Genomic DNA, 23,387 nt, shown 5'->3' with positions numbered 1-23,387 from the left:
TAGAGTGTGTGCAGTAGGAAGGGGTGTTGCGGATAGGATACGGTTAGTGATGGTAAATAAGGAAACTGTCAGGATTATGATGAAAACCGTTGTGCGCTTCCTTTCCTCTACGCTATGATGAAAAAATATTTTAATTCAACATATGGAGAGAAATGATGAGGAAGAATATTATCGGTGTTAAGATTCGGCAGAATGGGATTTCATTAACGCAAATGGTGATTGTTGTTTTACTATTAGCCATCCTTGCTGTTATTGCTTTTCCTCTTTATGAAAACCATGTCAAAGAAGCGAAATTGCGTGCGGCTCAAAGTGCTTTGTTGGCTAACAGTCAATTTTTGGAACGGCACTATCAACAAAAGGGGAGCTTCAAAAAGAATTCTACAACTTGGCCGAGCTTGCCAGTTCAGGCTACTGATGATTTTTGTATTCGTTTACATGGCGTGGCAAGAGGAGCGTTGGATAGTAAATATACTTTGAAGGCTGTTGCGCTAGATAAAACAGCAGAGCCAAGAATTATTAAAATGAATGAGTCATTGACAACAATCATCTGCGAAAGTTCTACCAGCTCTTGCGATGATGATTTAAGTTATTTTAAGGGCAGCGACAAAAAATGTACGGTCTATCAGAATTAAAATATCGTATTTATATAGTTAAGTTATCTTGCCAGACGTGGATTGACTAAGCTGACAGTGTATGAGAGTAAATGATAGATGTTGGATATTATCTTTAAAAATCAATTTATTGTTGCTATAAATAAGCCACCGGGAATAGCGGTACATCAAGAAACAGAAGGTTTGACGAAGATATTAGCGAAGCAGTTGGGTGTTCCGCAGGTATGGCTGCTACATCGCTTAGATAAGCTAACCAGTGGCGTATTATTATTTGCATTAGATGTAAAAACAGCTTCATTGTTATCGCAACAATTTGCCGAGAAAACCATTAAAAAAACGTATTTGGCATTGACTGATCAAAAACCTACGAAAAAGCAAGGATGGGTAAAAGGGGGAATGCAAAAATCCAGGAGGGGTACATGGAAATTAACCCGTGATACGGAGAATTTTGCGGTAACACGGTTTTGCAGCCATTCTCTTTCGCCTAATCTGCGTCTGTTTGTTTTACATCCTTATACAGGGAAAACCCACCAACTACGTGTTGCCATGAAAAGTCTGTCGGCACCTATTCTTGGGGATTCATTATATGGAGGATCACCATCAGAAAGATTGTTTCTGCATGCATGGAAAATTGAATTTGATTATGCGGGAGAACACTTTGTCATAGAAGCTCCCTATGATACAGAATGGCCGTCTGAAAAAATGGCTGCCGTATTATCAATTTAAACAGCCGCTAACCATCATATCCACTCAGTTTACAGACAGCATAGTATAATAACGACTTTCCCTATTGAAACACATAGCATGAAACCGATTGTTTACCAAATGATTTTGGCTTTAGGCTTAGGTACAGTAAGCCTGTCTGCCCAGGCTGTCAGCTATATTTGTAAAGTGGATGGTGGCATTGTCTATACTGATAGAAAAATCGGTAACCATTGCACAGAATCCCATACGGATGGTACTGCCGATATTCCAACTGAAGAAGCGGAGAAAGCCGTACCCGAAAAAGTCAATTTAAAGGAAGCCCCCGGTCAGGCTGCACCGGAACTGGGCGATATTAAAATTTTGCCGCGTACTCAAAGCGGCAGCGTAACGGCAACGGAAAATCCGGCCAATCCGCGCTTGGATATCAAACTGCGCAACGGTAAAAGCCCGACTGCGGCCGGTGCTGCTACCGGTGCGGTTGATTTGAAATCGGCTAAAGAGCGTGCTGCCGAGTTGAACCGGAAAGCCAAAATTATCCCCGCTCCGGTCATTGCGGCGCCAACGGCCAAACCCAAACCGCAACTGACCCGCAAACAAATTCTGCAAAACGAAATCCGTAACGAGCAGGCAGCGTTGGCGCGTGCGCGTGCACAGTTGAACGTAGCGAAGAAAAAAGGCGATCAGGCCAAAATTGGTCGCCTGACTCAGGCGGTTAAAGACAGGGAAGCCAATATCCGCGCGATTCAGGGCGAGATGAGCCGTTAATAGGCGGATTAAATACTTTTTTTACCTTTATCATGATATGAGAATGCCGTCTGAAAAATTCAAATTTTCAGACGGCATTTATGTTTGTTAAAGTATTATTTCTTACATCGGACGGCAGGCAATCATATAGTTCACTTCGGTTGAGTCACACAGCGAGTATTGTTTAGTCAACAGATTATACGTCATGCCTTTGGTATCCACCACATCCAACCCTGCTTGACGGCACATCCGCGCCAGCTCTGCCGGGGTAATGAATTTTTGCCAATCGTGCGTCCCTTTCGGCACGAAATTCAGCACATATTCTGCACCGATAATCAGGTGTAAATAAGATTTCGGGTTGCGGTTGATGGTAGAGAAAAACACCATCCCATCCGGCTTAACCAGCTCGGTGCAGGCGCGGACGATGGCGGCGGGATCGGGCACATGTTCCATCATTTCCATACAGGTGACGACATCAAAGCTGTGCGGCTGCTCGGCCGCCAAATCTTCCACGCGCACGCAGCGGTAGGCAATATTGTCCACACCCTGCGTGGCGGCATGTTCGGCAGCCGTTTGCAGCGATTTTTCCGCCATATCAATGCCGAGCACTTGTGCCGCACCACGTTTGGCCATGCTTTCAGCCAAAATACCGCCGCCGCAGCCGACATCCAATACCTGTTTGTCCGCCAATCGACCCAAACGGTCAATATAGCCCAAACGCAGCGGATTGATGTCGTGCAAGGGTTTGAATTCGCCGGTTTTGTCCCACCATTTGTCGGCGATTTGGCTGAATTTGGCAATCTCTTTGTCATCGACGTTTTGTTGCTGGGTCGCGGTCATGGCGGGCTTTCGTGATGGGAAATAAAAGGGAATTTTATAACAAACGGCGCAGGCAGGGTAGGGCAGGCCGTCTGAAACGCCATGTTCAGACGGCCTCAACTTCACATTCCGCCGCAGCCGCCCATAAATCCCGCTTGTTAGCCGCCCGCATTTTCTTGATTTCCATCTCACGTTTCAAGGCTGCGCTTTTATCCATATTTTCCGAAATAATCCGCATAGACAAAGGCTTACGGATACGGGTGTATTTTGCAGCCCTGCCGTTGCAATGCGCGGCAAAGCGCTCGGCTGGGCGGTTGCTGATGCCGCAGTAGAGCGATTGGTCGGCACACAAAATCAGATACACGCACCAATTTTCTGCCGTCATACCCGTTCCCCTTGCGTAAAACTTTCCTGAAAAATCTGTACCGCCGCTTCGGTTTTGGCCGACTGCACGCGGTAGGGCGTGACCAAATAGAGGTTGACCGGCGGCAGCGTCCATTCGGGTAACACAATTTTCAGACGGCCGTCGGCCACCAGCGCTTCCACTTCGCCGATAACCTGCTCCGACAAGCCGAAGCCGCTTACGGTCAGGCTGTGCACGGCGGCGATTTGGTTGCAATACATGCTGTCGGCGATATCGAGAAAATAGCTTTCGTTACGACAGTGCAGCGTGGTGCGCACAGGGGCAAAGTGCAGCCAGCGGTGGGCGTGCAGCTGCTCGGGACGGGTAATCGGCGGATGTTGCGCCAGATAATCGGGCGCGGCACAGATTTGGTACGGCCAAGTGACCAAATGCCGCGCCACCAGATTCGGATCGTCCAAAGCGCGTTCGCCGCCGCGAATCGCCATATCTATCTGCGCCTGTTGCAGGTTTTCCAGCGTGTCGCTCAAATGCAGCACAGGGCGGATTTGCGGGTATTCGTGTTGCAGGCGCGCCAAGGCCGTCTGAAAAGCGGGCGCCTGAATCACACCGGAAGTCAGCGCCATGTGCAGCTCGCCTGCCGGTTCGGTTTTCAGATTGACGATGGCGGTATGCGTTTGATCCAACGTATCGCGCAGGCGGCGGCAGTAGCTGCCGAGGGTGCGCCCCGCGTTGGTCGGCGTGAGGCGGCGCGTGCTGCGGTTGAGCAGCTTGATACCGTGTACGCTTTCCAAGCGGTTGATGTGCTGGCTGACGGCAGACGGGGTCATGCCCAGCGCGGCAGCGGCGGCGTTCATGCTGCCGTGTTCCAACACGGCGGCAAAGACCAAAAGCGGTTTGGTGTCTTGCATTTCAGACGGCCTATTATGTAGTTAAGCTTAATAATATAATCAGTCAAACAGGGATTATCAAGTGTTTCAGACGGCCTTATAATCCGTTTCACCAACTGATTCAACAACGAATGTTTTATTGATTAAGGAGTAAAACACCATGAAAATCGCCATTATCGGTGCCACCGGCACAGTCGGCAAAGCCGTCGTCAAAGAAGCTGCCGCACGCGGCCATGAAGTGACCGCATTCGCCCGCAGCGTGGAAAAAGTGCAACAAGGCGACAACATCAAAGCCGTGGCGTTTGATGTGAACGCGGCAGATTTTGCCGGGCAGCTCAAAGGCTTTGACGCCGTTGTCAGCGCGTTTAACGGCGGCTGGAGCAATCCGAACGGCGGCGCGGATTTTGCCAAAGGTGCGGCAGCGATTACCGAAGCGGCCAAAACCGCGCAAGTGCCGTATCTGCTGGCCGTTGGTGGTGCAGGCAGCCTGTATGTGGCGCCGGGCGTGCAATTGATTGATACGCCTGAGTTTCCGAAAGAAATTTACGACGGGGCCAACGCCGCACGCAATTGGTTGAAAGACCTGCAAGCGCGACGTGATATCAACTGGTCGTTTATCTCGCCGCCTGCCGCGTTTATCGGCAACATCGACACCCGCAGCGGTAAATACCGCACCGGCAAAGACGAAGTTTTGTTCACCGACGGCCAACCGGCCAATATTTCCGCACCCGATTTGGCCTGCGCGATTGTGGATGCCGCAGAAAACAAAGCGCATTTGTTTGAACGCTTTACAGTAGCAGAAATAGTTTAAATTCAAAAAGATAGTGATACGGGGTCGTCTGAAAACAGATTGATTTTCAGACGGCCTTTTTACCGACATCAGGAGTGATGACATGAACAATAAACAAATCGTGACCGAATATCTCGACATCGTATTCAACCAGAAAAATCTGGCTAAAGCCGAGACCTATTGGGCGGGCGATATGATTCAGCATAATCCGCAAATGCCCAACGGCCTAGACGTATTGCGCGGTTTTATCAGCAGCGAAGGCAATACCATAAGCGTGGAAACAGGTTTGGTAATGGCGGAAGGCGATCTGGTAATGGCGCACAACCGTTATCACAACTGGTACGGCAAAACCATGTTGGCCGTGGATATTTTCCGTGTGGACGTAAACGGCAAAATTGTCGAGCATTGGGATGTGATGCAGGAGGAAGTGCCCGCAGAACAAGCGGTTAACGGCCATGCCATGTTTCCGGTGAAGTAAACAGATACATGCATTAAGGCCGTCTGAAAGCAGACTGATTTTCAGACGGCCTTGGTTTGAAAAAGAGGAATCAAAAAATGAGTAAAATCAAAATGCTGGCAGCAGCCGGTATCGCAGCTTTCGCTTTGAGTGCTTGCGCCGGACAAAGCCTGAAACCGCAGCCGGTGGCACAGGTGCAGAGCCAAACTGAGCGGAACAAAGCCAATGTATTGGCGTTTTACGACTTGGCGTTTAACCAGCACAAATTGCAAGAAGCCACCGACAAATACGTTGCCGAACCCTATATCCAGCATAATCCGCAGGTAGCCGACGGCGGAAAAGCGTTTGTTGACGCGATGTCGCCGTTGTTTAAAGAATATCCGCAGTCGCATGTAACCATCAAACGCGTGATTGCCGACGGCGATTTTGTCTGGTTGCATTTGCACAGCCAGAACCACGCCCAAGATTTGGGCGAGGCAGTGATTGATATTTTCCGTTTGGACGGCAACGGCAAAATCGTTGAGCATTGGGACGTGGTTCAAAGCGTACCGGCCAAAACCGTCAGCGGGCACAGCATGTTTTAATGTGAACCGCCTGTAAACATCATGCCGTCTGAAAATACAGATTTTCAGACGGCATTTTTCATTTTTCATCAATGCGCGATAAATTCTGCCCAAAAATGCGAAATCGGCATGACCAGCAGCAGCCCCGGCAGCATATTGGCAACGGGGAAAGACTTAATCCCCATAATGCGGAAGCCCGTCATCAACATCATCAGGCCGCCGAGGGCGGTAAAGTCGGCACGCATGGCGGGTGTGGTCAGCGGCACAATCAGCGCGGCGAGGAAAAACAAAATCAGCTGCAACAGCGTTTGCGGGATGGCAATAAACGCCACCATCATGCCCAAGCCGATGGCGAAAATCATGGCGGTGAACACGTCCAAAATCGACTTGATGTACAAAATCGATGGGTCGCCCGTCATGCCTTCCTGCATGGCGCCGAAAATACCCATGCCGCTGACGCAGAACAAGACCACCAGCGACACATAATTTTCCACGAATTTTTCCGCCGACATATCGCCTTTTGTCGGCAATAATTTCTCCGCATACGAGCGCGTGGCGGTCACGGTGGTGCTGATGCCTTTTTCGATGTTGAACCATTCGCCCAGCGCCGTGCCGATAACCGCTGACAGGCTGACCGCCGCATAATATTGCACCTTGGGCACAGCCATTACGCCAAGGCCGGTTGAGAGCAGACCGAATAAAGTAGGTAGATTGGCGCGCACGCGCTCGGGAAGTTTGGCACCCAGCGTGGCGCCGCACAGCGCGCCGCCGATAATGGCCGCCGCATTAACCAGCGGGCCGACAGGGAAATTCATAAGCGTTCCTGTTTGAGGAGGGATTTATAGGTATTAGGCCGTCTGAATGCGTGTTGAGAAGCATTGGATTTCAAAAAATCATTTTCAGACGGCATATGGGCGGCAGAAGCGCTTGCCGCTGTAAAAGGCGGCTATTTTACCCTTAACCTGTTGGCGGCTCAACCGAATGGGCGGGGTATGGCGGATGGATAAGGCTTAGGTCAGGCCGTCTGAAAAATAGACGTTGATGGCGGTGGAAAGCGGTAAAATAAGCAGTTTCCCATTTGGAGAGCCGGGTCGTGGATTTAAAGCGTTTGAAATATTTTTGTACCGTGGTCGAATGCGGCAGTATCAGTCGTGCGGCACACGCTCTGCATATATCACAACCGCCGTTGAGCAAGCGTTTGCAAGAATTGGAAGAAGAGTTGGGTGTGGCCTTGCTCAAAAGGTTGCCCAATAAAGTTGAGTCGACTGAAGCAGGTTGGTTTTTGTATCGTCATGCGGCGGATATCCTGCGTAAAATTGGCGATTTAGAAAGTGAAACACTGCGTTTTGCCGGTGGCGAAAAGCGCAAGGTCAATATCGGTTTAACGCATTTATTTCAAAGCCATTTCAATGTGTTGATTGAACAACTGCTCAAGCGCCATCCCGACATCGAATTTCGCATGACAGTATCGGATTCCAGCCATTTGGAAGATTTGCTGCATAGTGGAGAGATTGATGTGGCGTTGGTACAGCGGCCGAATCGGTGTGACGATTATGATGTATTGGCTTTGCCGGCGGTGCGCTCAGTAGCTGTGATTCATGAAAACCTGCTGCATGATTTTGATGGTGACAGCATAACCCTAAACGACATCGGTCACTTTCCGTTGATTTTTTTACGACGGATTGAAGGACAAGGCACGTTTGAATTTTTGTTGGATAAATTGCGCAAAAACGGCATTCATCCGAATATTTTGATGAGTATTACCCAGCCGCATTTTATTATCGGTTTGATGGAAAGTGGTGTAGAGGCAGCGGCGTTGTTGCCCGAGTCGGAAGTAAGAGGGTTAGAACTGAAACATTGCCGCGTATTGCGACCGTCTCCGGAAATGCTGTTGTTTTTCCCGACGGTAGTCAGATTGACGACACACTCGGAAGTGCCGGAAATTTTGGCTTTGGTGGAAGAGTTGTATTTGCAGTAAGCGCATACCGTACAAGGCCGTCTGAAAATGAGATGTTTGGTCGCAGAATCTCATAAGCTCATAAGCTCATTTTCAGACGGCCTGTATCATTCCTCACGCTGCCAATACGTTTTTTGCGCAAACACCAATTTATTGTCGGTATATTTGACCGTTTGCAAATCCAATGCCCATACGTCCGACAGATAGGCTTTGGCAATCGGATGGGCTTGGGTATAAAGCGCAAGTGCGGTACGGCGTGCTTCGGGCTGCTCGAGACACTCGGCGCGGGCGGTAAACTGGATACCTTTGATTTGGGTAATGCTGTCGGGCTGCGCGGCAATCGTGCCGGCGATATTCGGATTGGCTGCCATCATCTGCCCGTGGCGGGTTTTGCGCGAAGTTAAGACAACCAGCCGCGCGGCAGCTTCGTCGAACACATAAAAGCAACTGGCGCACCAAATGCCGTCTGAATCAGCGATGGCGAGGCTGACGACATGGTTGTCGCGGAAAAAACGGGCGATGTTGTCGGGAAACGGCAGCATAGGGATTCCTTGTTTAGACGGCATAGGGGTAGAGGCGAGGATATGCTTCAGGATAACACAAACCGCCGTCAAGTATGACAGCGGTTGGTTTACTGCATGGTGAGGCCGTCTGGAATCAGTGTCCTGCGATATACGTTGCCCATAAATGGGACACTGGCATAATGAGTAGTAAGCTAGGCAGCATATTGGCCACGGGGAACGATTTAATCCCCATAATCCGCAGACCGGTTGCCAGCATAATCAGACCGCCCGCCGCCGCAAAGTCAGCACGCATTTCCGGTGTGGTCAATGGCACAATCAGTGTGGCAAGGAAGAAAAGTACCAACTGGATAATCACTTGCGGAATGGCAATGGCGGCTACGGCATAGCCGAGGGTAATTGCAAAAATGGCAGCGGTAAACAAATCTAAAATAGTTTTGATATACAAAATAGAAGGATCGCCGGTCATACCTTCGTTCATGGAACCGAAAATACCGGTACCGCTGGCGCAGAACAGTACCACAATCGCCACGAATTTTTCTAGAAACTCATCCGGCGGCAGACCTTTAGCGGCGGGTAGGTATTTTTCTACTAGAGTTTTGGTGGAGGCAGCAGCTTTGTTCACACCTTTTTCAAGATAAAACCATTCGCCGATGGCTAAACCAAACACGGCGGCGAACACCACTGCTGCATAATATTTCACGCCCGGAATCATCATCACACCCAGACCGAGTGAAGTCAGACCAAACAAAGGATTAAGGCTGGCACGTACGCGTTCGGGGAGTTTGTTGCCCATAAATGCACCGATTAAGCCGCCGATAACGACGGAACCGCTGTCCACAAGAGGGCCGATAGGCATATTCATTTTTAGCTCCTTCAGAAAAAAGAGAAAAAAAGGCCGTCTGAACCGCTGACGCAGTTCAGACGGCCTGTGTGTTTCATGTTTCAGTCAAATACGGAGAAGTCAGACATTTTCGATTTCGGATTTGCCGTCGTTTCCCCAGCGCGGTTGACGCGGGATGTCGATGTCGAAGAAATTGAGTGCGCGACCGACACAGTGGGTCACAATTTCATCTACCGTTTGCGGACGATGATAGAGCGCAGGTACGGGCGGAAACACGATGGCACCCATCTCGGTGACGCGCTTCATGTTGTCGATGTGTGCCAGATTCAGTGGCGTTTCGCGCACCATCATCACCAAACGGCGGCGGTCTTTCAGCACCACGTCGGCGGCACGGGTCAGCAAGTTGTCGCTGAGACCGTGCGCCACCGCAGCCAGCGTGCGCATTGAGCAGGGGGTAATCAGCATACCGATGGTTTTAAACGAGCCGCTGGAAATGGCCGCACCCAAATGACCAATCGGATAAACCACGTCTGCCAAATCGCAGACCGCTTCTTTACTGTAATCCGTTTCCAGGCTGCGGGTCATCTCCGCACCTTTGGAAACCACCAGATGGGTTTCAATGTCGTCAACACGGTTCAGCAGCTCGAAAGAAAATACTGTTTTGATTGCGTCGCCATACCAAAAAAATAGGGGTAGGGCAGGTGGCGTGGCGCTTCTGCGTTTTGGAAACTGTCTTAGTGCGCAAATATCCGATAAAATACACAGATTCATAAAGGCCGTCTGAAAAGGAAAATAATATGGCAAAAGCAAGAGGCGGTTTGGGCCGCGGTTTGGACTCCCTGATTTCCAATGGTGCAGACAACAGCAGCAGCGACCGTCTGACCACGGTGGCCATTGCCGACATTCAACCCGGCCGCTATCAGGCGCGGGTGCAGATGGATGACGAAGCCTTGCAGGAATTGGCCGATTCCATCAAAGCGCAGGGTGTGATACAGCCGGTGATTGTGCGCGAACACGGCTTGTCGCAATACGAGCTGATTGCGGGCGAACGCCGCTGGCGCGCCTCCCAACTGGCGGGATTGACCGAAATCCCCGTCGTCATCAAAACCATCAGCGACGAAACCGCGTTGGCCATGGGTTTGATTGAAAACCTGCAACGCGAAAACCTCAACCCGATTGAAGAAGCGCAGGGGTTGAAACGCTTGGCTGACGAATTCGGCCTGACTCATGAAACCATTGCCAAAGCCGTCGGCAAAAGCCGCAGCGCAATTTCCAACAGCTTGCGCCTGTTGAGCTTGCCCGAGCCGGTGCAGGATATGCTGTATCAGCGCCGTTTGGAAATGGGTCATGCCCGTGCTTTATTGACCTTGCCGGTGGTCGAGCAGCTGGAGTTGGCGCAAAAAGCCGTGAAAAACGGCTGGTCGGTGCGCGAAGTCGAGCGCCGCAGCCAGGTGGCGCAACAAGCCAAGCAAGCCGAAACCAAGAAAACCATTTCACCCGACATCCGCCGTTTGAATGAAGTGTTAACGGAAAAGCTGGGTGTTAATGCGGAAGTCAAAACCACCAATCAGAAAAAAGGCAAAATCGTGCTGCATTTCGATACGCCAGAAACCTTCGATTATCTGCTCAAGCAGTTGGGTGTCGATACTGAAATGTAGTAAATTGTTGGCAATTTGATACGCTGTATGACGCAAGGCCGTCTGAAAATTTGTTAGAATTCAGACGGCCTTGCGTATGATTCTTGATTTAAATCAAAAAGATTAGCTTTCTTGTCGGCTTTATTTTTCTGGATGTGGTACAAAAGAGATGTTAATTTCGATGTTAACGAACATGTAGTTTTAAGTAGTTTGTGCTAAAATTAGCAATCCGACCGTTTCTGTAAACAACAGGTGTCATCGGGTAAGGAAGTGATTTGTAATCGGATAATCTTTCACAAAGATTAACATTCAGCTTGACCTTTTTACGCTTCTTTATTATAGTGATTCCGCCTCAATGCGGCCAGATGGTTTATTTTAAAAATGAAACGGATTGTTCCTCTTCAACTCATTGTATTGGCTGTCATTTCTGTGGTTTCTGCGTGGGTTTGGGGTGTGAAAGGCTTTTGGTCGGCGCTGGCCGGAGGCGCTTCCTATCTTGTTCCGACATTGGTTGCGGTTTTACTTTTAAAATTTTTCCGACAAAATCCCGTCTTGCAGAGCAGGATGTTTGTGTTCGGAGAGGCTTTAAAAGTAATGCTGTCGCTGATCATGATGCTGGCCGTATTTGCGGCATGGCATCAGTCGCTGGTGTTTTTCCCGTTTTTATTGGGGCTGGCCGGTGTCAGCCATCTGGTTTTTTTAGTATTGTTGAGAGTTCGAGATTATGGCAGATGAATCTTTAAGCGCAGCCGAGTACATCAAGCACCACTTACAAAGCTTGACCAGTCTGTCGGATGTGACCCAATCGCAAGGTCTGAAAAACATTGCCGATTTTTCATTTATCAATATTGATGCAATTTTCTTTGCCGTGTTGATGGGTGTGGTCGGCAGCTTCCTGTTGTGGCGTGGCGCGAAAAAAGCCACTTCCGGCGTACCGGGTCGTTTCCAGGCTGCTGTTGAGATTTTGTATGAATTCGTGGACGATATGTGCAAAAGCATTATCTCCAACGAGAAATCGCGCAAAGCAGTTGCACCTTTGGGTTTGTGTCTGTTTGTCTGGATTTTCCTGATGAATGCGCTGGACTTGCTGCCGGTGGATCTGCTGCCGTGGCTTTGGCAACATGCTACCGGTAATCATCATGCCCTGTTGCGTATTGTGCCGACCGCAGATTTGAATACTTCCTTGGCGCTGGCTATCGGTGTCTTGCTGATTTGCCTGTATTACAGCGTGAAAATCAAAGGCTTGAAAGGCTGGATTCACGAGCTGTTCAGTGCGCCGTTCGGCTCGGTAATGGCACCCTTTAATCTGATTATGAATATTTTGGAATACTTCTCCAAAACTGTATCGCACGGTATGCGGTTGTTCGGTAATATGTATGCGGGTGAGTTGGTGTTCTTGCTGATTGCACTGTTGGGCGGTGCTTGGGCATCTTCCGGTAGCGTGGGTGTATTGGATCCGATTTTGTTTGTGTTGCATATTGCGGCTGGTTCTGCGTGGGCTATTTTCCATATTCTGATTATTACCCTGCAGGCGTTTATCTTTATGGCGTTGACTTTCGTGTATATCGGTCAGGCTCATGACCATCATTAATCATTGGTGATGACCGGATATTTTTTGTTGTTCTCTTGTAGTTTTGGTTTCTTTAACCTTTATCTTTAATCTTAAGGAGTTTGAAATGGGTGGTTTAATTGCTATCGCGTGTGGTCTGATCGTTGCTTTCGGTGCGATGGGTGCAGCAATCGGTATCGGCATGGTCGGTTCCAAATACTTGGAATCTTCTGCACGCCAGCCTGAGCTGATCGGTCCTCTGCAAACCAAACTGTTCCTGATTGCCGGTTTGATCGATGCTGCATTCTTGATTGGTGTAGCGATTGCTCTGCTGTTCGCTTTCGTAAACCCGTTTGCAGGTTAATTCGAACAGAAAACCGTTTCATCTGTTGAAACAGCGTTTGTTTGATTAACCCTAATACGAAGGTTAAGTAAAGTGAATATTAATGCAACCTTATTTGCGCAGTTAATTGTCTTTTTCATTTTGGTATGGTTCACCATGAAATTTGTGTGGCCGCCGATTGCAAAAGCACTTGATGAGCGCGCCAACAAAATCGCAGAAAGTTTGGCTGCTGCCGAACGTAGCAAAAACGATTTTGAACAGGCAGAAAAGAAAGTTGCAGAACTCTTAGCCGATGGCCGCAGCCAAGTTACTGATATGGTAGCCAATGCGGAAAAACGTGCGGCACGCATCGTGGAAGAAGCCAAAGAGCAGGCTTCCGTAGAGGCGGCGCGCATTACAGCACAAGCCAAAGCCGATGTTGATCAGGAAATCAACCGTGCGCGCGAAGCATTGCGCGAACAGGTTGCTTCATTGGCTGTTAAAGGTGCGGAAGCCATTCTGCGTAACGAAGTGGATGCTTCGAAACATGCAGCATTGCTCAGTGCGCTGAAACAGGAGCTGTAATCATATGGCAGAGTTCGCAACGATTGCCAGACCCTATGCGAAAGCATTGTTTGGGCTGGCGCAAGAGAAAAACCAAATTGAGTCTTGGTTGGGCGGACTGAAAGATCTGGCAGCGGTTGTGCAAGACCCCAAAGTTTCTGCTTTGGTAGAGCAGCCGGAAACGCCGGCTTCCGAAAAGGCAAAAATGCTGGTTGATTTGGTCGGTATTAAAGCAGGCGGGTTGGCAAATTTTGTTACCGTCTTGGCCGAACAAAAGCGGTTGCCGGTTTTGCCGGAAGTGTACGCGCAATATCAAGACTTAGCCTTGTCACTCAAGCATACGAAGTCGGCTGTGATTTACAGTGCTTATGCATTAACGCCGAAGCAGGAAGCCGAATTGACTGAAACGCTGAAGAAAAGTCTGAATTCCGAGCTGGTCGTAACGACGGAAGTCGATCCGACACTCATCGGCGGCGTCAAAGTAGAAGTAGGTGATCAGGTCTTGGATTTGTCGGTGCGGGCAAGATTGAATGCTCTGTACACGACTATGATGAATTAGGAGAGTTTTCATGCAGCTTAATCCTGCTGAAATTAGCGATTTGATTAAAGCTAAAATCGAAAATCTGTCTTTCAATGCAGAAGTTCGTACCCAAGGTACTGTTATTTCTGTGACTGACGGTATTGTTCGTATCCACGGCTTGTCAGACGCTATGCAAGGTGAGATGCTCGAATTCCCCGGCAATACTTTCGGTTTGGCCATGAACTTGGAGCGTGACTCCGTTGGCGCCGTGGTATTGGGTGAATACGAACACATTAAAGAAGGCGATACCGTTACCTGTACCGGTCGCATTTTGGAAGTACCGATTGGTCGTGAATTGATTGGCCGCGTTGTTGATGCATTGGGTCGTCCGATTGACGGTAAAGGTCCGGTTAATACAACATTGACTGCGCCGATTGAAAAAATCGCACCGGGCGTGATTGCACGTAAATCGGTTGACCAACCGATGCAGACCGGTTTGAAAGCGGTTGACTCTATGGTGCCGATTGGTCGTGGTCAGCGCGAATTGATTATTGGTGACCGCCAAACCGGTAAAACAGCCGTTGCTTTGGATGCCATTGTCAACCAAAAAGGCACCGGTGTTGTATGTATCTATGTGGCTATCGGTCAGAAAGCATCGTCTATTGCCAACGTGGTACGCAAATTGGAAGAACACGGTGCGATGGAACATACCATTGTGGTTGCCGCTACTGCTTCTGAAGCTGCTGCGCTGCAATACATCGCTCCGTATTCCGGTTGCACCATGGGTGAATTTTTCCGCGACCGTGGCGAGGACGCGTTGATTGTATATGACGACTTGTCCAAACAAGCCGTTGCTTACCGTCAAATCTCCTTGCTGTTGCGCCGTCCGCCAGGTCGTGAGGCTTACCCGGGTGACGTATTCTACCTGCACTCCCGCTTGCTGGAGCGTGCCGCACGTATCAACGAGCATGAAGTTGAAAAACTGACTAACGGCGAAGTAAAAGGTAAAACCGGTTCATTGACTGCATTGCCGATTATCGAAACCCAAGCGGGTGACGTCTCTGCGTTCGTACCGACCAACGTCATTTCGATTACAGACGGCCAGATTTTCTTGGAAACCGACTTGTTCAACGCCGGTATCCGTCCTGCGATTAATGCCGGTATTTCCGTATCGCGTGTGGGTGGTGCTGCTCAGACTAAAGTCATCAAAAAATTAGGTGGCGGTATCCGTTTGGCATTGGCTCAATACCGTGAGCTGGCAGCGTTCTCGCAATTTGCTTCTGATTTGGACGAGGCAACACGCAAACAGCTGCAACATGGTGAAGTGGTAACCGAACTGATGAAACAGAAACAGTTCAGTACCCTGAATACCGCAGAAATGGCATTGACTTTGTGGGGCATCAACAACGGTTCTTATGATGATGTGCCGGTTGCTAAAGCACTGGAATTTGAATCCGAATTCCTGAGCTATGTCCGCACTCAGCAGCCTGCTGTACTGGATGCGGTTAATGCTTCCGGTGCTTTGTCTGACGAAAGCGAAAAAGTATTGGCCGAAGCCATGAAGTCTTTCAAATCTTCTTTCGCTTACCAAGCGTAAGCGTTGGGATGAAAGGAGTCTGAAATGGCAGTAGGAAAAGAGATTCTCACCAAAATCCGTAGTGTTCAAAATACCCAAAAGATCACTAAAGCAATGGAAATGGTGTCTACCTCTAAAATGCGGAAGACTCAAGAACGGATGCGCTTGGCGCGTCCGTACGCCGAAAAAGTGCGCATGGTGATGAGCCATTTGGCACAAACCCATACTGATCATGGTATCAAATTGCTGGAGCCGCACCGAGAAGTACGCCGTGCCGGTTTTATTTTGATTACCTCGGATAAAGGTTTGTGCGGCGGCTTGAATGCCAATGTGCTGAAGAAATTTTTGGCGCAAGTTCAAGAGTATCAGGAACAAGGTATCCAAGCGGATGTGGTGTGCTTGGGCAGTAAAGGTCTTTCGGCCTGTCAGAATATCGGTTTGAATATCATTGCCAGTGCGACCAATTTGGGTGATACCCCGAAAATGGAAACATTGCTTGGTCCGTTAACCGAGATTTTCCAGCAGTATGAAAAACATGAATTAGATGTGATTCATTTGGTGTATTCCGGCTTTGTGAATACGATGCGCCAAGAACCTCGTATGGAAGTGCTGCTGCCGATTGGCCAAAATGCGATTGAGGACGTCAACGGCGATTCTTCCCTCAACTGGGAATACCGTTACGAGCCGAGTCCTGCAACCGTGTTGGAATATCTGGTTCGCCGCTATTTAGAGTCTGTGGTTTATCAGGCATTGAGCGATAATATGGCTTCTGAGCAAGCTGCGCGTATGGTGGCGATGAAAGCCGCTACCGATAATGCGGGTAATGCCATTAAAGAATTGCAGCTGGTGTACAACAAGTCCCGTCAAGCTGCGATTACCACAGAGTTAACAGAAATTGTTGCAGGTGCGGCGGCTGTTTAAGGCCGTCTGAAATCTGTACAGGAAATAGGATACGATAATGAGTCAAGGCAAAATCGTACAAGTAATCGGCGCCGTGGTTGACGTGGAATTTCCGCGCAATACGCTGCCGCATGTTTACGATGCCCTGAAATTGGACGAAAACGGCTTGATTTTAGAAGTGCAACAGCTTCTGGGTGACGGCGTGGTTCGTACCATTGCAATGGGCAGTTCAGACGGCTTGAAACGCGGTATGGCCGTGAGCAATACCGGTGCGCCGATTTCGGTTCCGGTGGGTAAAGCTACCCTGGGTCGCATTATGGACGTATTGGGCAATCCGGTGGATGAAGCCGGCTCGGTTGGTGCGGAACAAACCCGTGCCATTCACCAATTAGCGCCGAAATTTGACGAGCTGTCTCCGGCAACCGAGTTGCTGGAAACCGGCATCAAAGTGATCGACCTGCTGTGTCCGTTTGCCAAAGGCGGTAAAGTAGGCCTGTTCGGTGGTGCCGGTGTGGGCAAAACCGTAAACATGATGGAATTGATTAACAACATCGCCAAAGCGCACAGCGGTTTGTCTGTGTTCGCCGGTGTGGGCGAGCGTACCCGTGAAGGTAACGACTTCTACCATGAGATGAAAGATTCCAACGTGTTGGATAAAGTGGCGATGGTTTACGGTCAGATGAACGAGCCGCCGGGCAACCGCCTGCGTGTGGCGTTGACCGGTTTGACCATGGCCGAATACTTCCGTGATGAAAAAGACGAAAACGGTAAAGGTCGCGACGTATTGTTCTTCGTGGACAACATCTACCGCTATACCCTGGCCGGTACCGAAGTATCCGCGCTGTTGGGTCGTATGCCGTCTGCGGTGGGTTACCAACCGACATTGGCCGAAGAAATGGGTCGTCTGCAAGAACGTATTGCTTCTACCCAAACCGGTTCGATTACCTCTATCCAAGCTGTTTACGTACCGGCGGATGACTTGACCGACCCGTCTCCGGCCACTACTTTCGCCCACTTGGATGCAACTGTGGTATTGAGCCGTGATATTGCTTCTTTGGGTATTTACCCGGCGGTTGACCCGTTGGACTCTACTTCACGCCAGCTTGATCCGATGGTATTGGGTCAAGAGCATTACGACGTGGCGCGCGGCGTACAATCTACGCTGCAAAAATACAAAGAATTGCGCGACATCATCGCCATTCTGGGTATGGATGAGCTGTCTGACGAAGACAAACTGACCGTAATGCGTGCGCGTAAAATCCAACGCTTCCTGTCACAACCGTTCCACGTGGCCGAAGTATTTACCGGTTCTCCGGGCAAATACGTACCGCTGCGCGATACCATTGCCGGCTTCAAAGCCATTTTGAGCGGCGAATACGACCACTTGCCGGAACAAGCGTTCTACATGGTCGGCGGTATTGAGGAAGCAGCCGAGAAAGCGAAAACCCTAAACTAAGGAGGCCGGCATGAGTACCATGCAAGTTGAAGTGGTAAGTAGCGAAGAAAACATCTATTCGGGCGAGGCCAGCTTCGTGGTTGTGCCGACCGTACAGGGTGAACTCGGTATTTATCCGCGACACGAGCCGATTATGAGTTTGGTGCGCCCCGGTGTATTGCGTTTGACTGTGCCGGGTGAAGAAGAGGAAATTTTGGTTGCTGTTTCCGGCGGCGTGTTGGAAGTACAACCTGACAAATTAACCGTATTGGCGGATGTTGCTGTCCGCAGTGCAGAGATGGATCAGGAGCGTGCCGAGCAAGCCAAAAAAGCGGCAGAAGCTAAGATTTCCCAAGCAGCAGACGATGAGTCTCTGGCTAAAGCGCAGGTGGCTTTGGCAGCTGCGATCGCTCAACTCAAAACCTTGGATTATCTTCGTTCGCATAAAAACAAATAATCTGATTTGTTGTAAAAAAGCACGGTTTATACCCGTGCTTTTTTATTTTATTGAGTTAAATTTTCAAAAACGGAATCGTGTAGTGTGGACAATATACCTACCCTACACATTGGTTTAGTTTCCAAATAATTCGATTAGATGAAAAAAACGAAGCCGTCTGAAAAACCTTACCCTAGCGTAAGTTTTTCAGACGGCCTTTCAGCTAAACAGCCAAACGCCCTGCTTTACTGTTCGTACATTGCCCACAAATCTTTTTGCAGGTTAACCGCTTTTTCATTTTCTGCCGGATGGAGGCGTACATAACTACCGTCCGGTTGCATTTGCCAAGCCTTAGTGTTGTCGGCTAAAGCCATGCTCAGGCCTTCTTTGATGACACGGGCTTTCAAATCGGCGGCTTCGATGGGCGTGGCCACTTCAATGCGGCGGAAAAAGTTTCGTCCCATCCAGTCGGCGCTGGAAATAAAGGTATCTTCCGCACCGTTGTTGTAGAAGTAGTAAATGCGCGAGTGTTCCAACTGGCGGCCGACAATGGAGCGCACGCGGATGTTGTCGGACAAGCCTTTGACACCCGGGCGCAAGGTGCACATGCCGCGCACAATCAAATCAACCTGTACCCCCGCTTGACTGGCGGTGTAGAGCGCTTCGATGACCGTCGGCTCAATCAGCGAATTCATCTTAGCCACCACTCTGGCCGGTTTGCCCGCCTTGGCATGTTCAGTTTCCTGTGCAATGCGTTCTATTACCATTTTATGCAGGGTAAACGGGCTTTGGTAGAGCTTGTTGAGCTTGGCCGGTTTGCCCAGTCCGGTGATTTCCAGAAACAGCGTGTTGACGTCGGCGGTAATCTGCTCGTCGGCAGTAATCAGGCCGAAGTCGGTATAAATACGCGATGTGCCTTGGTGGTAGTTGCCGGTGCCGAGGTGGGCGTAGCTTTTCAGACGGCCTTCTTCGCGGCGGATAACCAAAACCATTTTGGCATGGACTTTATAGCCGAACACGCCGTACACCACATGCGCGCCAGCATTTTCCAATTGCTGCGCCCAGTTGACGTTGTTGGCTTCATCAAAACGCGCCATCAGCTCGACGACCACCGTTACCTGCTTGCCTGCCAGAGCTGCTTTCATCAGCGCGCGCACCAGCTCGGAATGGCTACCCGTGCGGTAAATCGTCATTTTGACCGCCAAAACATCGGGGTCGGTGGCTGCCTCGCGTATCATTTGAACCACCGGATCAAACGATTGATAGGGATGGTGCAGTAGGATAGGGCTTTGCCTGGCTAAGTCCAAAACCGAACCGTTTTTACGCAATTTTTTCAGACGGCTTGCGCTGACGGGCGGAAATTTCAAATCAGGGCGATCCACCAAATCCGGTACCGACATCAGGCGCACCAGATTGACCGGCCCTTTGACCTGATACAGCTCCGACGGAGTCAGCTTGAATTGCGCCAGCAGGAAATCATGGATATGCGGCGGACAGGTATCGGCCACTTCCAAGCGCACGCCGTCGCCATATTCGCGGTCGTGCAATTCGCTTTGCACGGCGGTGCGCAGGTTTTTCAAATCGTCTTCGTCCACGCTCAAATCGCTGTCGCGCGTCAGGCGGAACTGGTGGCAGCCTTTGACTTTCATGCCGGGGAACAGTTTGCCGACATGCGCATGCAGGATGGATGACAGGAACACAAAGCCGCTGCCGTTGTTGCTGATTTCAGACGGCAATGGCACTACGCGCGGCAGAATGCGCGGCGCTTGTACAATCGCCATGCCGACAGGACGGCCGAATGCGTCTGTTCCTTCCAGCTCGACGGCGAAATTCAGCGATTTGTTGAGCGGACGCGGGAAAGGGTGCGACGGGTCGAGGCCGATAGGGGTCAGAATCGGCAGCAGCTCGGCGCTAAAGTAGTCTTCAATCCATTTTTTCTGCGCCGCCGACCAAGTGTCGCGACGGTAAAAACGGATGTTTTCCTGCTCCAGCGCGGGCTGCAAAACATCGTTGAACAGGGCATATTGCTCGGCAATCAGCGCATGCGCTTCGGCGCTGACGTCGGTCATGGTTTCAGACGGCGTTTTGCCGTTGTCGAGGACAGCATGCGGGTGCAGCTTGTTTTCGCGTTTGAGCCATGCCATGCGTACTTCAAAAAATTCGTCCAGATTGGAAGAGACGATACACAAAAAGCGCAGACGCTCCAAGAGCGGCACGCTTTCGTCTTGCGCCTGCGCCAACACGCGGCGGTTGAACGCGAGCAGGCTCAGCTCGCGGCAGAGGATACGGTTTTGTTCGGGCATGATGTTCTCTCGATGGATATGCTGGCCGGTAACGGCAGTTTTTAATCCGATAAATGCCTGCTGTGGTTGGTGCGCAGACCGTCGGATATAAACAACTGCGGTGGATATGGGTATGAGTATAACGCGTTTTGCTTGATTCGGTAACGGGCGCAAAGGCATTAGCATGACGTAGGAATGTGAATATTTGATGACAGGGATGGCGGGCAGGAAAAGCCATAGGCGGCGGTCATGAACATGTTTAGGATTCCGCTGCGAAATCCGTTACAATGCTTTTTTCAGACGGCCGTCTGAAAAGATACGTTAGCCATATGGCTGCGTCTTCGGGATACGATAAGCCCGCAATCGGGTAGGCCGCTTATCCTAAAGTCATGTATTTAAGCCGAAATTCCGTTATTTCAACTTTGCGATTCAACCCTACAAGGAAACCCGCCGATGTCCCCCAAAAAAACCGCCTCCCTGCCTGTCGGCCTGTTGCTGCTGGCCGTGATTGTGTTCACGGTCAACCTGCGTGCGCCGTTGGTGGCCTTGGGGCCGGTGGTCGGTTTTATCCGCGACCAACTTGGGGTAACGGGGTCGTTTATGGGCGTGGTAGCGGCGTTGCCGATGTTGGCGTTTGCCGTATGTTCGCCTTTGGTGGCGCGCTTGGCGCGGCGGTTCGGCATGGAAAACGTGTTAATCGGTGCAACGGCGCTGATGACCTTGGGGATGGCGGTGCGTTCGGCTTACCCTTCGGCGGTGTTGCTGGTGATGGGGACGGTTATCCTGTCGGCAGCGATTGCGATGGGAAATGTGCTACTGCCTGCTTTAGCCAAGCGCAACCTGCCGCAACAGGTCGGCTTGGTGGTGGGCACGCTTTCGGCCACAATGTCGGTATCGTCGATGGTGGCCGCCGCTGTTGCCGTACCGCTGGCTGAATGGCAAAACTGGCAGTGGTCGTTGGGAATTTGGCTGGTGTTTGGCGTGGCGGCGCTGGCGGTGTGGCTGCTTTGGCGCGGACGGATTCGGGCGGGGGCGGCCAGGCCGTCTGAAAATATTGCGCAAACGGCGCTTTCAGACGGCCTGAATGTATGGAAATCGCGCACGGCTTGGTGCATCAGCCTGTTTATGGGCATACAGTCGCTGTCGTTTTATTCCATCGCCAATTTTCTGCCTTCGGTGTTGGTGGAAAAGGGCATGACGCCGCTGGCGGCGGGCGGTTACGGCTCGTTGCTGCAGGCCAGCTCGCTCATCGGCGTGGTGGCGGTGTCGGCCTTAATCGGCAAAAGCCGCCACAAGCAACCGTTGAACCTGCTGATGGCGCTGCTGTTGCTGCTGGGCATCGGCGGTATTTGGCTGGGTTCGCCGCAAACAATGTGGCTGTGGGTATCGTTGACCGGCTTGGGCGGGTCGGGTGTGTTTTCCGCCGTATTGATACTGTTTGCCCTGCGCACCGATACGCCGCAGCAGGCCGCCGCGCTGTCGGGTATGGCGCAGGCGGTGGGGTATCTGGTGGCAATATTCGGGCCGCTGGGCATGGGCGTGTTGTACGATGTGTTCAGCTCGTGGTTGCCGGCGATGGGCGTATTGACGGTGCTGATGGCGGTCGAATGTGTGTTGGCCTGGTTTGCCGCCAACCCGAAAACGCTGGCGCAGATGGCGGGTTGACGGCGTTGAGAAAACGCTGATGATTGTTTTTTCTACCAAAACAGCCGCTTTTTGTTATAATGCCCCGTTTAAGCAAACTGCAACACCACACCTGAAGGAAGAAAAATGGGTTTTCTGCAAGGCAAAAAAATTCTGATTACCGGCATGATTTCCGAGCGTTCGATTGCCTACGGTATCGCCAAAGCCTGCCGCGAACAAGGCGCGGATCTGGCCTTTACTTATGTTGTTGACAAGCTGGAAGAGCGCGTGCGCAAAATGGCAGCCGAGCTCGGCTCCGAGCTGGTGTTTCGCTGCGATGTCGCCAGCGATGAAGAAATCGCGCAAACCTTTACTGATTTGGGCAAACATTGGGACGGCCTCGACGGTTTGGTACACTCCATCGGTTTCGCGCCGAAAGAAGCCCTGAGCGGCGACTTTTTGGACAGCATCAGCCGCGAAGCCTTCAATACCGCCCACGAAATTTCCGCTTACAGCCTGCCGGCGCTGGCCAAAGCCGCCCGCCCGATGATGCAGGGCCGCAATGCCTCCATCGTGGCGCTGACCTACTTGGGCGCCGTGCGCGCGATTCCGAATTACAACGTGATGGGCATGGCCAAAGCCAGCTTGGAAGCCGGTATCCGCTTTACCGCTTCCTGCTTGGGCAAAGAAGGCATCCGCTGCAACGGCATTTCCGCCGGCCCGATTAAAACCCTGGCCGCGTCTGGCATTTCCGATTTCAGCCGTTTGCTGGCGCACGTCGCTTCGGAAAATCCGTTGCGCCGCAACGTGACCATCGAGGAAGTGGGCAATGCCGCCGCCTTCCTGCTGTCTGACCGGTCTTCCGGCATTACCGGCGAAATCACTTATGTGGACGGCGGTTACAGCATTAATGCGCTGAACGACGGCGACTAAGCCGATAAGCGTTCGCCAAAGGCCGTCTGAAAAGTGGTGTAAAAAAGGTACACTTCGGTTTCAGACGGCCTGATTTTTATGCAAAAGGTAGGATAATCTGAAGTATTTGCTCTGAAATACAAAATTTAACATTTAAAAAATACTTTTAACCTATAAAACGGTACTATGCCTGCCGACCAAAGGGCAGCAGCAACCACGGTAACACAGTGTTTTTTCACTATATCTGTGGCAAGCAAACTGCCTAGAATTTAATTATTGGGGCTGTACTAGATAACTAGATTTATTCAAAATCATTTAGAATAAATCCCATGAAAAAAAGTCGACTGAGCCCTTATAAGCAAAACAAGC

At 50.6% G+C, this 23,387-nt stretch carries 27 protein-coding genes; 19 read left to right on the top strand and 8 right to left on the bottom strand.

Annotated elements, in window-relative coordinates:
- The first annotated feature begins 152 nt into the window (after window positions 1-152).
- From J2T37_RS10275 to J2T37_RS10265, 3 genes are all read left to right on the top strand, one after another.
- Window positions 153-632 carry a type IV pilin protein gene (locus J2T37_RS10275; RefSeq protein WP_253355644.1) on the top strand — a complete coding sequence of 160 codons (480 nt, stop codon included), beginning with the start codon at window positions 153-155 and terminating at the stop codon, window positions 630-632.
- A 78-nt stretch (window positions 633-710) separates the two neighbouring features.
- Complete coding sequence (locus tag J2T37_RS10270; protein WP_253355643.1) at window positions 711-1,337, top strand: TIGR01621 family pseudouridine synthase; 627 nt, start codon at window positions 711-713, stop codon at window positions 1,335-1,337.
- Window positions 1,338-1,415: 78 nt separating this feature from the next.
- Window positions 1,416-2,081, top strand: a complete 666-nt coding sequence (locus J2T37_RS10265; RefSeq protein WP_253355642.1) for a hypothetical protein — start codon at window positions 1,416-1,418, stop codon at window positions 2,079-2,081.
- A 102-nt stretch (window positions 2,082-2,183) separates the two neighbouring features.
- Here the strand turns inward: J2T37_RS10265 and ubiG are convergent, their stop codons facing one another.
- From ubiG to J2T37_RS10250, 3 genes are all read right to left on the bottom strand, one after another.
- Window positions 2,184-2,900 (bottom strand): bifunctional 2-polyprenyl-6-hydroxyphenol methylase/3-demethylubiquinol 3-O-methyltransferase UbiG, encoded by a 717-nt coding sequence (gene ubiG, locus J2T37_RS10260; protein WP_253355641.1) that lies wholly within the window; start codon window positions 2,898-2,900, stop codon window positions 2,184-2,186.
- A gap of 85 nt (window positions 2,901-2,985) precedes the next feature.
- Entirely contained in the window at window positions 2,986-3,264 is a 279-nt protein-coding gene (locus tag J2T37_RS10255; RefSeq protein WP_253355639.1) for a GIY-YIG nuclease family protein, read from the bottom strand.
- Window positions 3,261-4,151 carry a LysR family transcriptional regulator gene (locus J2T37_RS10250; RefSeq protein ID WP_253355637.1) on the bottom strand — a complete coding sequence of 297 codons (891 nt, stop codon included), beginning with the start codon at window positions 4,149-4,151 and terminating at the stop codon, window positions 3,261-3,263. Before J2T37_RS10250 ends, J2T37_RS10255 begins: the two co-directional genes overlap by 4 nt.
- Before the next feature lie 139 nt (window positions 4,152-4,290).
- On the opposite strand from J2T37_RS10250, the gene J2T37_RS10245 reads away from it, so the two are divergent.
- From J2T37_RS10245 to J2T37_RS10235, 3 genes are all read left to right on the top strand, one after another.
- The gene (locus J2T37_RS10245; RefSeq protein ID WP_253355635.1) at window positions 4,291-4,941 is read left to right on the top strand and encodes an NAD(P)-dependent oxidoreductase; all 651 of its coding nucleotides are present in this window, start codon (window positions 4,291-4,293) and stop codon (window positions 4,939-4,941) included.
- A gap of 82 nt (window positions 4,942-5,023) precedes the next feature.
- A complete protein-coding gene (locus tag J2T37_RS10240) occupies window positions 5,024-5,398 on the top strand; it encodes a nuclear transport factor 2 family protein (protein ID WP_253355633.1) in 375 nt (124 codons plus the stop codon).
- Window positions 5,399-5,475: 77 nt separating this feature from the next.
- Window positions 5,476-5,961, top strand: a complete 486-nt coding sequence (locus J2T37_RS10235) for a nuclear transport factor 2 family protein (RefSeq protein ID WP_253355630.1) — start codon at window positions 5,476-5,478, stop codon at window positions 5,959-5,961.
- 68 nt (window positions 5,962-6,029) lie between these two features.
- On the opposite strand, the gene J2T37_RS10230 is transcribed toward J2T37_RS10235, so the two are convergent.
- Window positions 6,030-6,755, bottom strand: a complete 726-nt coding sequence (locus J2T37_RS10230) for a DUF554 domain-containing protein (RefSeq protein ID WP_253355628.1) — start codon at window positions 6,753-6,755, stop codon at window positions 6,030-6,032.
- 263 nt (window positions 6,756-7,018) lie between these two features.
- Between J2T37_RS10230 and J2T37_RS10225 the strand changes: the two genes are divergently transcribed.
- Entirely contained in the window at window positions 7,019-7,918 is a 900-nt protein-coding gene (locus J2T37_RS10225) for a LysR family transcriptional regulator (protein WP_253355626.1), read from the top strand.
- An 86-nt stretch (window positions 7,919-8,004) separates the two neighbouring features.
- On the opposite strand, the gene J2T37_RS10220 is transcribed toward J2T37_RS10225, so the two are convergent.
- The 3 genes from J2T37_RS10220 to J2T37_RS10210 all read right to left on the bottom strand — a co-directional run bounded on the left by J2T37_RS10220 (window position 8,005) and on the right by J2T37_RS10210 (window position 10,033).
- A complete protein-coding gene (locus J2T37_RS10220; RefSeq protein WP_253355624.1) occupies window positions 8,005-8,439 on the bottom strand; it encodes a pyridoxamine 5'-phosphate oxidase family protein in 435 nt (144 codons plus the stop codon).
- 115 nt (window positions 8,440-8,554) lie between these two features.
- Window positions 8,555-9,283, bottom strand: a complete 729-nt coding sequence (locus tag J2T37_RS10215; RefSeq protein ID WP_253355622.1) for a DUF554 domain-containing protein — start codon at window positions 9,281-9,283, stop codon at window positions 8,555-8,557.
- 99 nt (window positions 9,284-9,382) lie between these two features.
- Complete coding sequence (locus J2T37_RS10210) at window positions 9,383-10,033, bottom strand: UbiX family flavin prenyltransferase (protein WP_253355620.1); 651 nt, start codon at window positions 10,031-10,033, stop codon at window positions 9,383-9,385.
- 26 nt (window positions 10,034-10,059) lie between these two features.
- On the opposite strand from J2T37_RS10210, the gene J2T37_RS10205 reads away from it, so the two are divergent.
- From J2T37_RS10205 to J2T37_RS10160, 10 genes are all read left to right on the top strand, one after another.
- Window positions 10,060-10,920 (top strand): ParB/RepB/Spo0J family partition protein, encoded by an 861-nt coding sequence (locus J2T37_RS10205; protein WP_253355618.1) that lies wholly within the window; start codon window positions 10,060-10,062, stop codon window positions 10,918-10,920.
- A gap of 360 nt (window positions 10,921-11,280) precedes the next feature.
- Entirely contained in the window at window positions 11,281-11,634 is a 354-nt protein-coding gene (locus J2T37_RS10200) for an ATP synthase subunit I (protein WP_253355616.1), read from the top strand.
- A complete protein-coding gene (atpB, locus tag J2T37_RS10195) occupies window positions 11,624-12,490 on the top strand; it encodes a F0F1 ATP synthase subunit A (RefSeq protein ID WP_253355614.1) in 867 nt (288 codons plus the stop codon). The genes J2T37_RS10200 and atpB overlap by 11 nt, the downstream gene beginning before the upstream one ends.
- An 85-nt stretch (window positions 12,491-12,575) precedes the next feature.
- On the top strand, window positions 12,576-12,812 hold the full coding sequence (atpE, locus tag J2T37_RS10190) for a F0F1 ATP synthase subunit C (RefSeq protein ID WP_009175074.1): 237 nt from the start codon (window positions 12,576-12,578) through the stop codon (window positions 12,810-12,812).
- A 72-nt stretch (window positions 12,813-12,884) separates the two neighbouring features.
- The gene (locus tag J2T37_RS10185) at window positions 12,885-13,355 is read left to right on the top strand and encodes a F0F1 ATP synthase subunit B (RefSeq protein ID WP_253355612.1); all 471 of its coding nucleotides are present in this window, start codon (window positions 12,885-12,887) and stop codon (window positions 13,353-13,355) included.
- A 4-nt stretch (window positions 13,356-13,359) separates the two neighbouring features.
- Complete coding sequence (locus J2T37_RS10180; RefSeq protein ID WP_253355610.1) at window positions 13,360-13,893, top strand: F0F1 ATP synthase subunit delta; 534 nt, start codon at window positions 13,360-13,362, stop codon at window positions 13,891-13,893.
- Window positions 13,894-13,903: 10 nt separating this feature from the next.
- Window positions 13,904-15,451 carry a F0F1 ATP synthase subunit alpha gene (gene atpA, locus J2T37_RS10175; RefSeq protein WP_253355608.1) on the top strand — a complete coding sequence of 516 codons (1,548 nt, stop codon included), beginning with the start codon at window positions 13,904-13,906 and terminating at the stop codon, window positions 15,449-15,451.
- A 24-nt stretch (window positions 15,452-15,475) separates the two neighbouring features.
- Window positions 15,476-16,351 carry a F0F1 ATP synthase subunit gamma gene (gene atpG / locus J2T37_RS10170; protein ID WP_253355606.1) on the top strand — a complete coding sequence of 292 codons (876 nt, stop codon included), beginning with the start codon at window positions 15,476-15,478 and terminating at the stop codon, window positions 16,349-16,351.
- 37 nt (window positions 16,352-16,388) lie between these two features.
- Window positions 16,389-17,786: a F0F1 ATP synthase subunit beta gene (atpD, locus tag J2T37_RS10165; RefSeq protein WP_253355604.1), complete on the top strand. Its 1,398-nt coding sequence runs from the start codon at window positions 16,389-16,391 to the stop codon at window positions 17,784-17,786.
- A 10-nt stretch (window positions 17,787-17,796) separates the two neighbouring features.
- On the top strand, window positions 17,797-18,222 hold the full coding sequence (locus J2T37_RS10160) for a F0F1 ATP synthase subunit epsilon (protein ID WP_253355602.1): 426 nt from the start codon (window positions 17,797-17,799) through the stop codon (window positions 18,220-18,222).
- Window positions 18,223-18,446: 224 nt separating this feature from the next.
- On the opposite strand, the gene ppk1 is transcribed toward J2T37_RS10160, so the two are convergent.
- Window positions 18,447-20,504: a polyphosphate kinase 1 gene (ppk1, locus tag J2T37_RS10155; RefSeq protein ID WP_253355600.1), complete on the bottom strand. Its 2,058-nt coding sequence runs from the start codon at window positions 20,502-20,504 to the stop codon at window positions 18,447-18,449.
- A gap of 432 nt (window positions 20,505-20,936) precedes the next feature.
- Between ppk1 and J2T37_RS10150 the strand changes: the two genes are divergently transcribed.
- Complete coding sequence (locus J2T37_RS10150) at window positions 20,937-22,148, top strand: MFS transporter (protein WP_253355598.1); 1,212 nt, start codon at window positions 20,937-20,939, stop codon at window positions 22,146-22,148.
- A 105-nt stretch (window positions 22,149-22,253) separates the two neighbouring features.
- Window positions 22,254-23,039 (top strand): enoyl-ACP reductase FabI, encoded by a 786-nt coding sequence (gene fabI, locus J2T37_RS10145; RefSeq protein WP_253355595.1) that lies wholly within the window; start codon window positions 22,254-22,256, stop codon window positions 23,037-23,039.
- Window positions 23,040-23,387 lie beyond the last annotated feature (348 nt).

The sequence above is a fragment of the Neisseria perflava genome (genome assembly GCF_024170405.1).
Lineage (GTDB): Bacteria > Pseudomonadota > Gammaproteobacteria > Burkholderiales > Neisseriaceae > Neisseria > Neisseria perflava_B.
Note: the sequence above shows the minus strand (reverse complement) of the source record. Positions and strands in the feature narration are given on the sequence as shown.

Coding starts and splice junctions, on each gene's coding strand:
- fabI (WP_253355595.1), top strand. CDS start 22,254: ATGGGTTTTCTGCAAGGCAAAAAAATTCTGATTACCGGCATGATTTCC.
- J2T37_RS10180 (WP_253355610.1), top strand. CDS start 13,360: ATGGCAGAGTTCGCAACGATTGCCAGACCCTATGCGAAAGCATTGTTT.
- J2T37_RS10245 (WP_253355635.1), top strand. CDS start 4,291: ATGAAAATCGCCATTATCGGTGCCACCGGCACAGTCGGCAAAGCCGTC.
- J2T37_RS10205 (WP_253355618.1), top strand. CDS start 10,060: ATGGCAAAAGCAAGAGGCGGTTTGGGCCGCGGTTTGGACTCCCTGATT.
- J2T37_RS10160 (WP_253355602.1), top strand. CDS start 17,797: ATGAGTACCATGCAAGTTGAAGTGGTAAGTAGCGAAGAAAACATCTAT.
- J2T37_RS10255 (WP_253355639.1), bottom strand. CDS start 3,264: ATGACGGCAGAAAATTGGTGCGTGTATCTGATTTTGTGTGCCGACCAA.
- atpA (WP_253355608.1), top strand. CDS start 13,904: ATGCAGCTTAATCCTGCTGAAATTAGCGATTTGATTAAAGCTAAAATC.
- ubiG (WP_253355641.1), bottom strand. CDS start 2,900: ATGACCGCGACCCAGCAACAAAACGTCGATGACAAAGAGATTGCCAAA.
- atpD (WP_253355604.1), top strand. CDS start 16,389: ATGAGTCAAGGCAAAATCGTACAAGTAATCGGCGCCGTGGTTGACGTG.
- J2T37_RS10150 (WP_253355598.1), top strand. CDS start 20,937: ATGTCCCCCAAAAAAACCGCCTCCCTGCCTGTCGGCCTGTTGCTGCTG.
- J2T37_RS10270 (WP_253355643.1), top strand. CDS start 711: ATGTTGGATATTATCTTTAAAAATCAATTTATTGTTGCTATAAATAAG.
- J2T37_RS10265 (WP_253355642.1), top strand. CDS start 1,416: ATGAAACCGATTGTTTACCAAATGATTTTGGCTTTAGGCTTAGGTACA.
- J2T37_RS10275 (WP_253355644.1), top strand. CDS start 153: ATGATGAGGAAGAATATTATCGGTGTTAAGATTCGGCAGAATGGGATT.
- J2T37_RS10250 (WP_253355637.1), bottom strand. CDS start 4,151: ATGCAAGACACCAAACCGCTTTTGGTCTTTGCCGCCGTGTTGGAACAC.
- J2T37_RS10240 (WP_253355633.1), top strand. CDS start 5,024: ATGAACAATAAACAAATCGTGACCGAATATCTCGACATCGTATTCAAC.
- J2T37_RS10210 (WP_253355620.1), bottom strand. CDS start 10,033: ATGAATCTGTGTATTTTATCGGATATTTGCGCACTAAGACAGTTTCCA.
- atpB (WP_253355614.1), top strand. CDS start 11,624: ATGGCAGATGAATCTTTAAGCGCAGCCGAGTACATCAAGCACCACTTA.
- J2T37_RS10220 (WP_253355624.1), bottom strand. CDS start 8,439: ATGCTGCCGTTTCCCGACAACATCGCCCGTTTTTTCCGCGACAACCAT.
- ppk1 (WP_253355600.1), bottom strand. CDS start 20,504: ATGCCCGAACAAAACCGTATCCTCTGCCGCGAGCTGAGCCTGCTCGCG.
- J2T37_RS10200 (WP_253355616.1), top strand. CDS start 11,281: ATGAAACGGATTGTTCCTCTTCAACTCATTGTATTGGCTGTCATTTCT.
- atpG (WP_253355606.1), top strand. CDS start 15,476: ATGGCAGTAGGAAAAGAGATTCTCACCAAAATCCGTAGTGTTCAAAAT.
- J2T37_RS10230 (WP_253355628.1), bottom strand. CDS start 6,755: ATGAATTTCCCTGTCGGCCCGCTGGTTAATGCGGCGGCCATTATCGGC.
- atpE (WP_009175074.1), top strand. CDS start 12,576: ATGGGTGGTTTAATTGCTATCGCGTGTGGTCTGATCGTTGCTTTCGGT.
- J2T37_RS10215 (WP_253355622.1), bottom strand. CDS start 9,283: ATGAATATGCCTATCGGCCCTCTTGTGGACAGCGGTTCCGTCGTTATC.
- J2T37_RS10235 (WP_253355630.1), top strand. CDS start 5,476: ATGAGTAAAATCAAAATGCTGGCAGCAGCCGGTATCGCAGCTTTCGCT.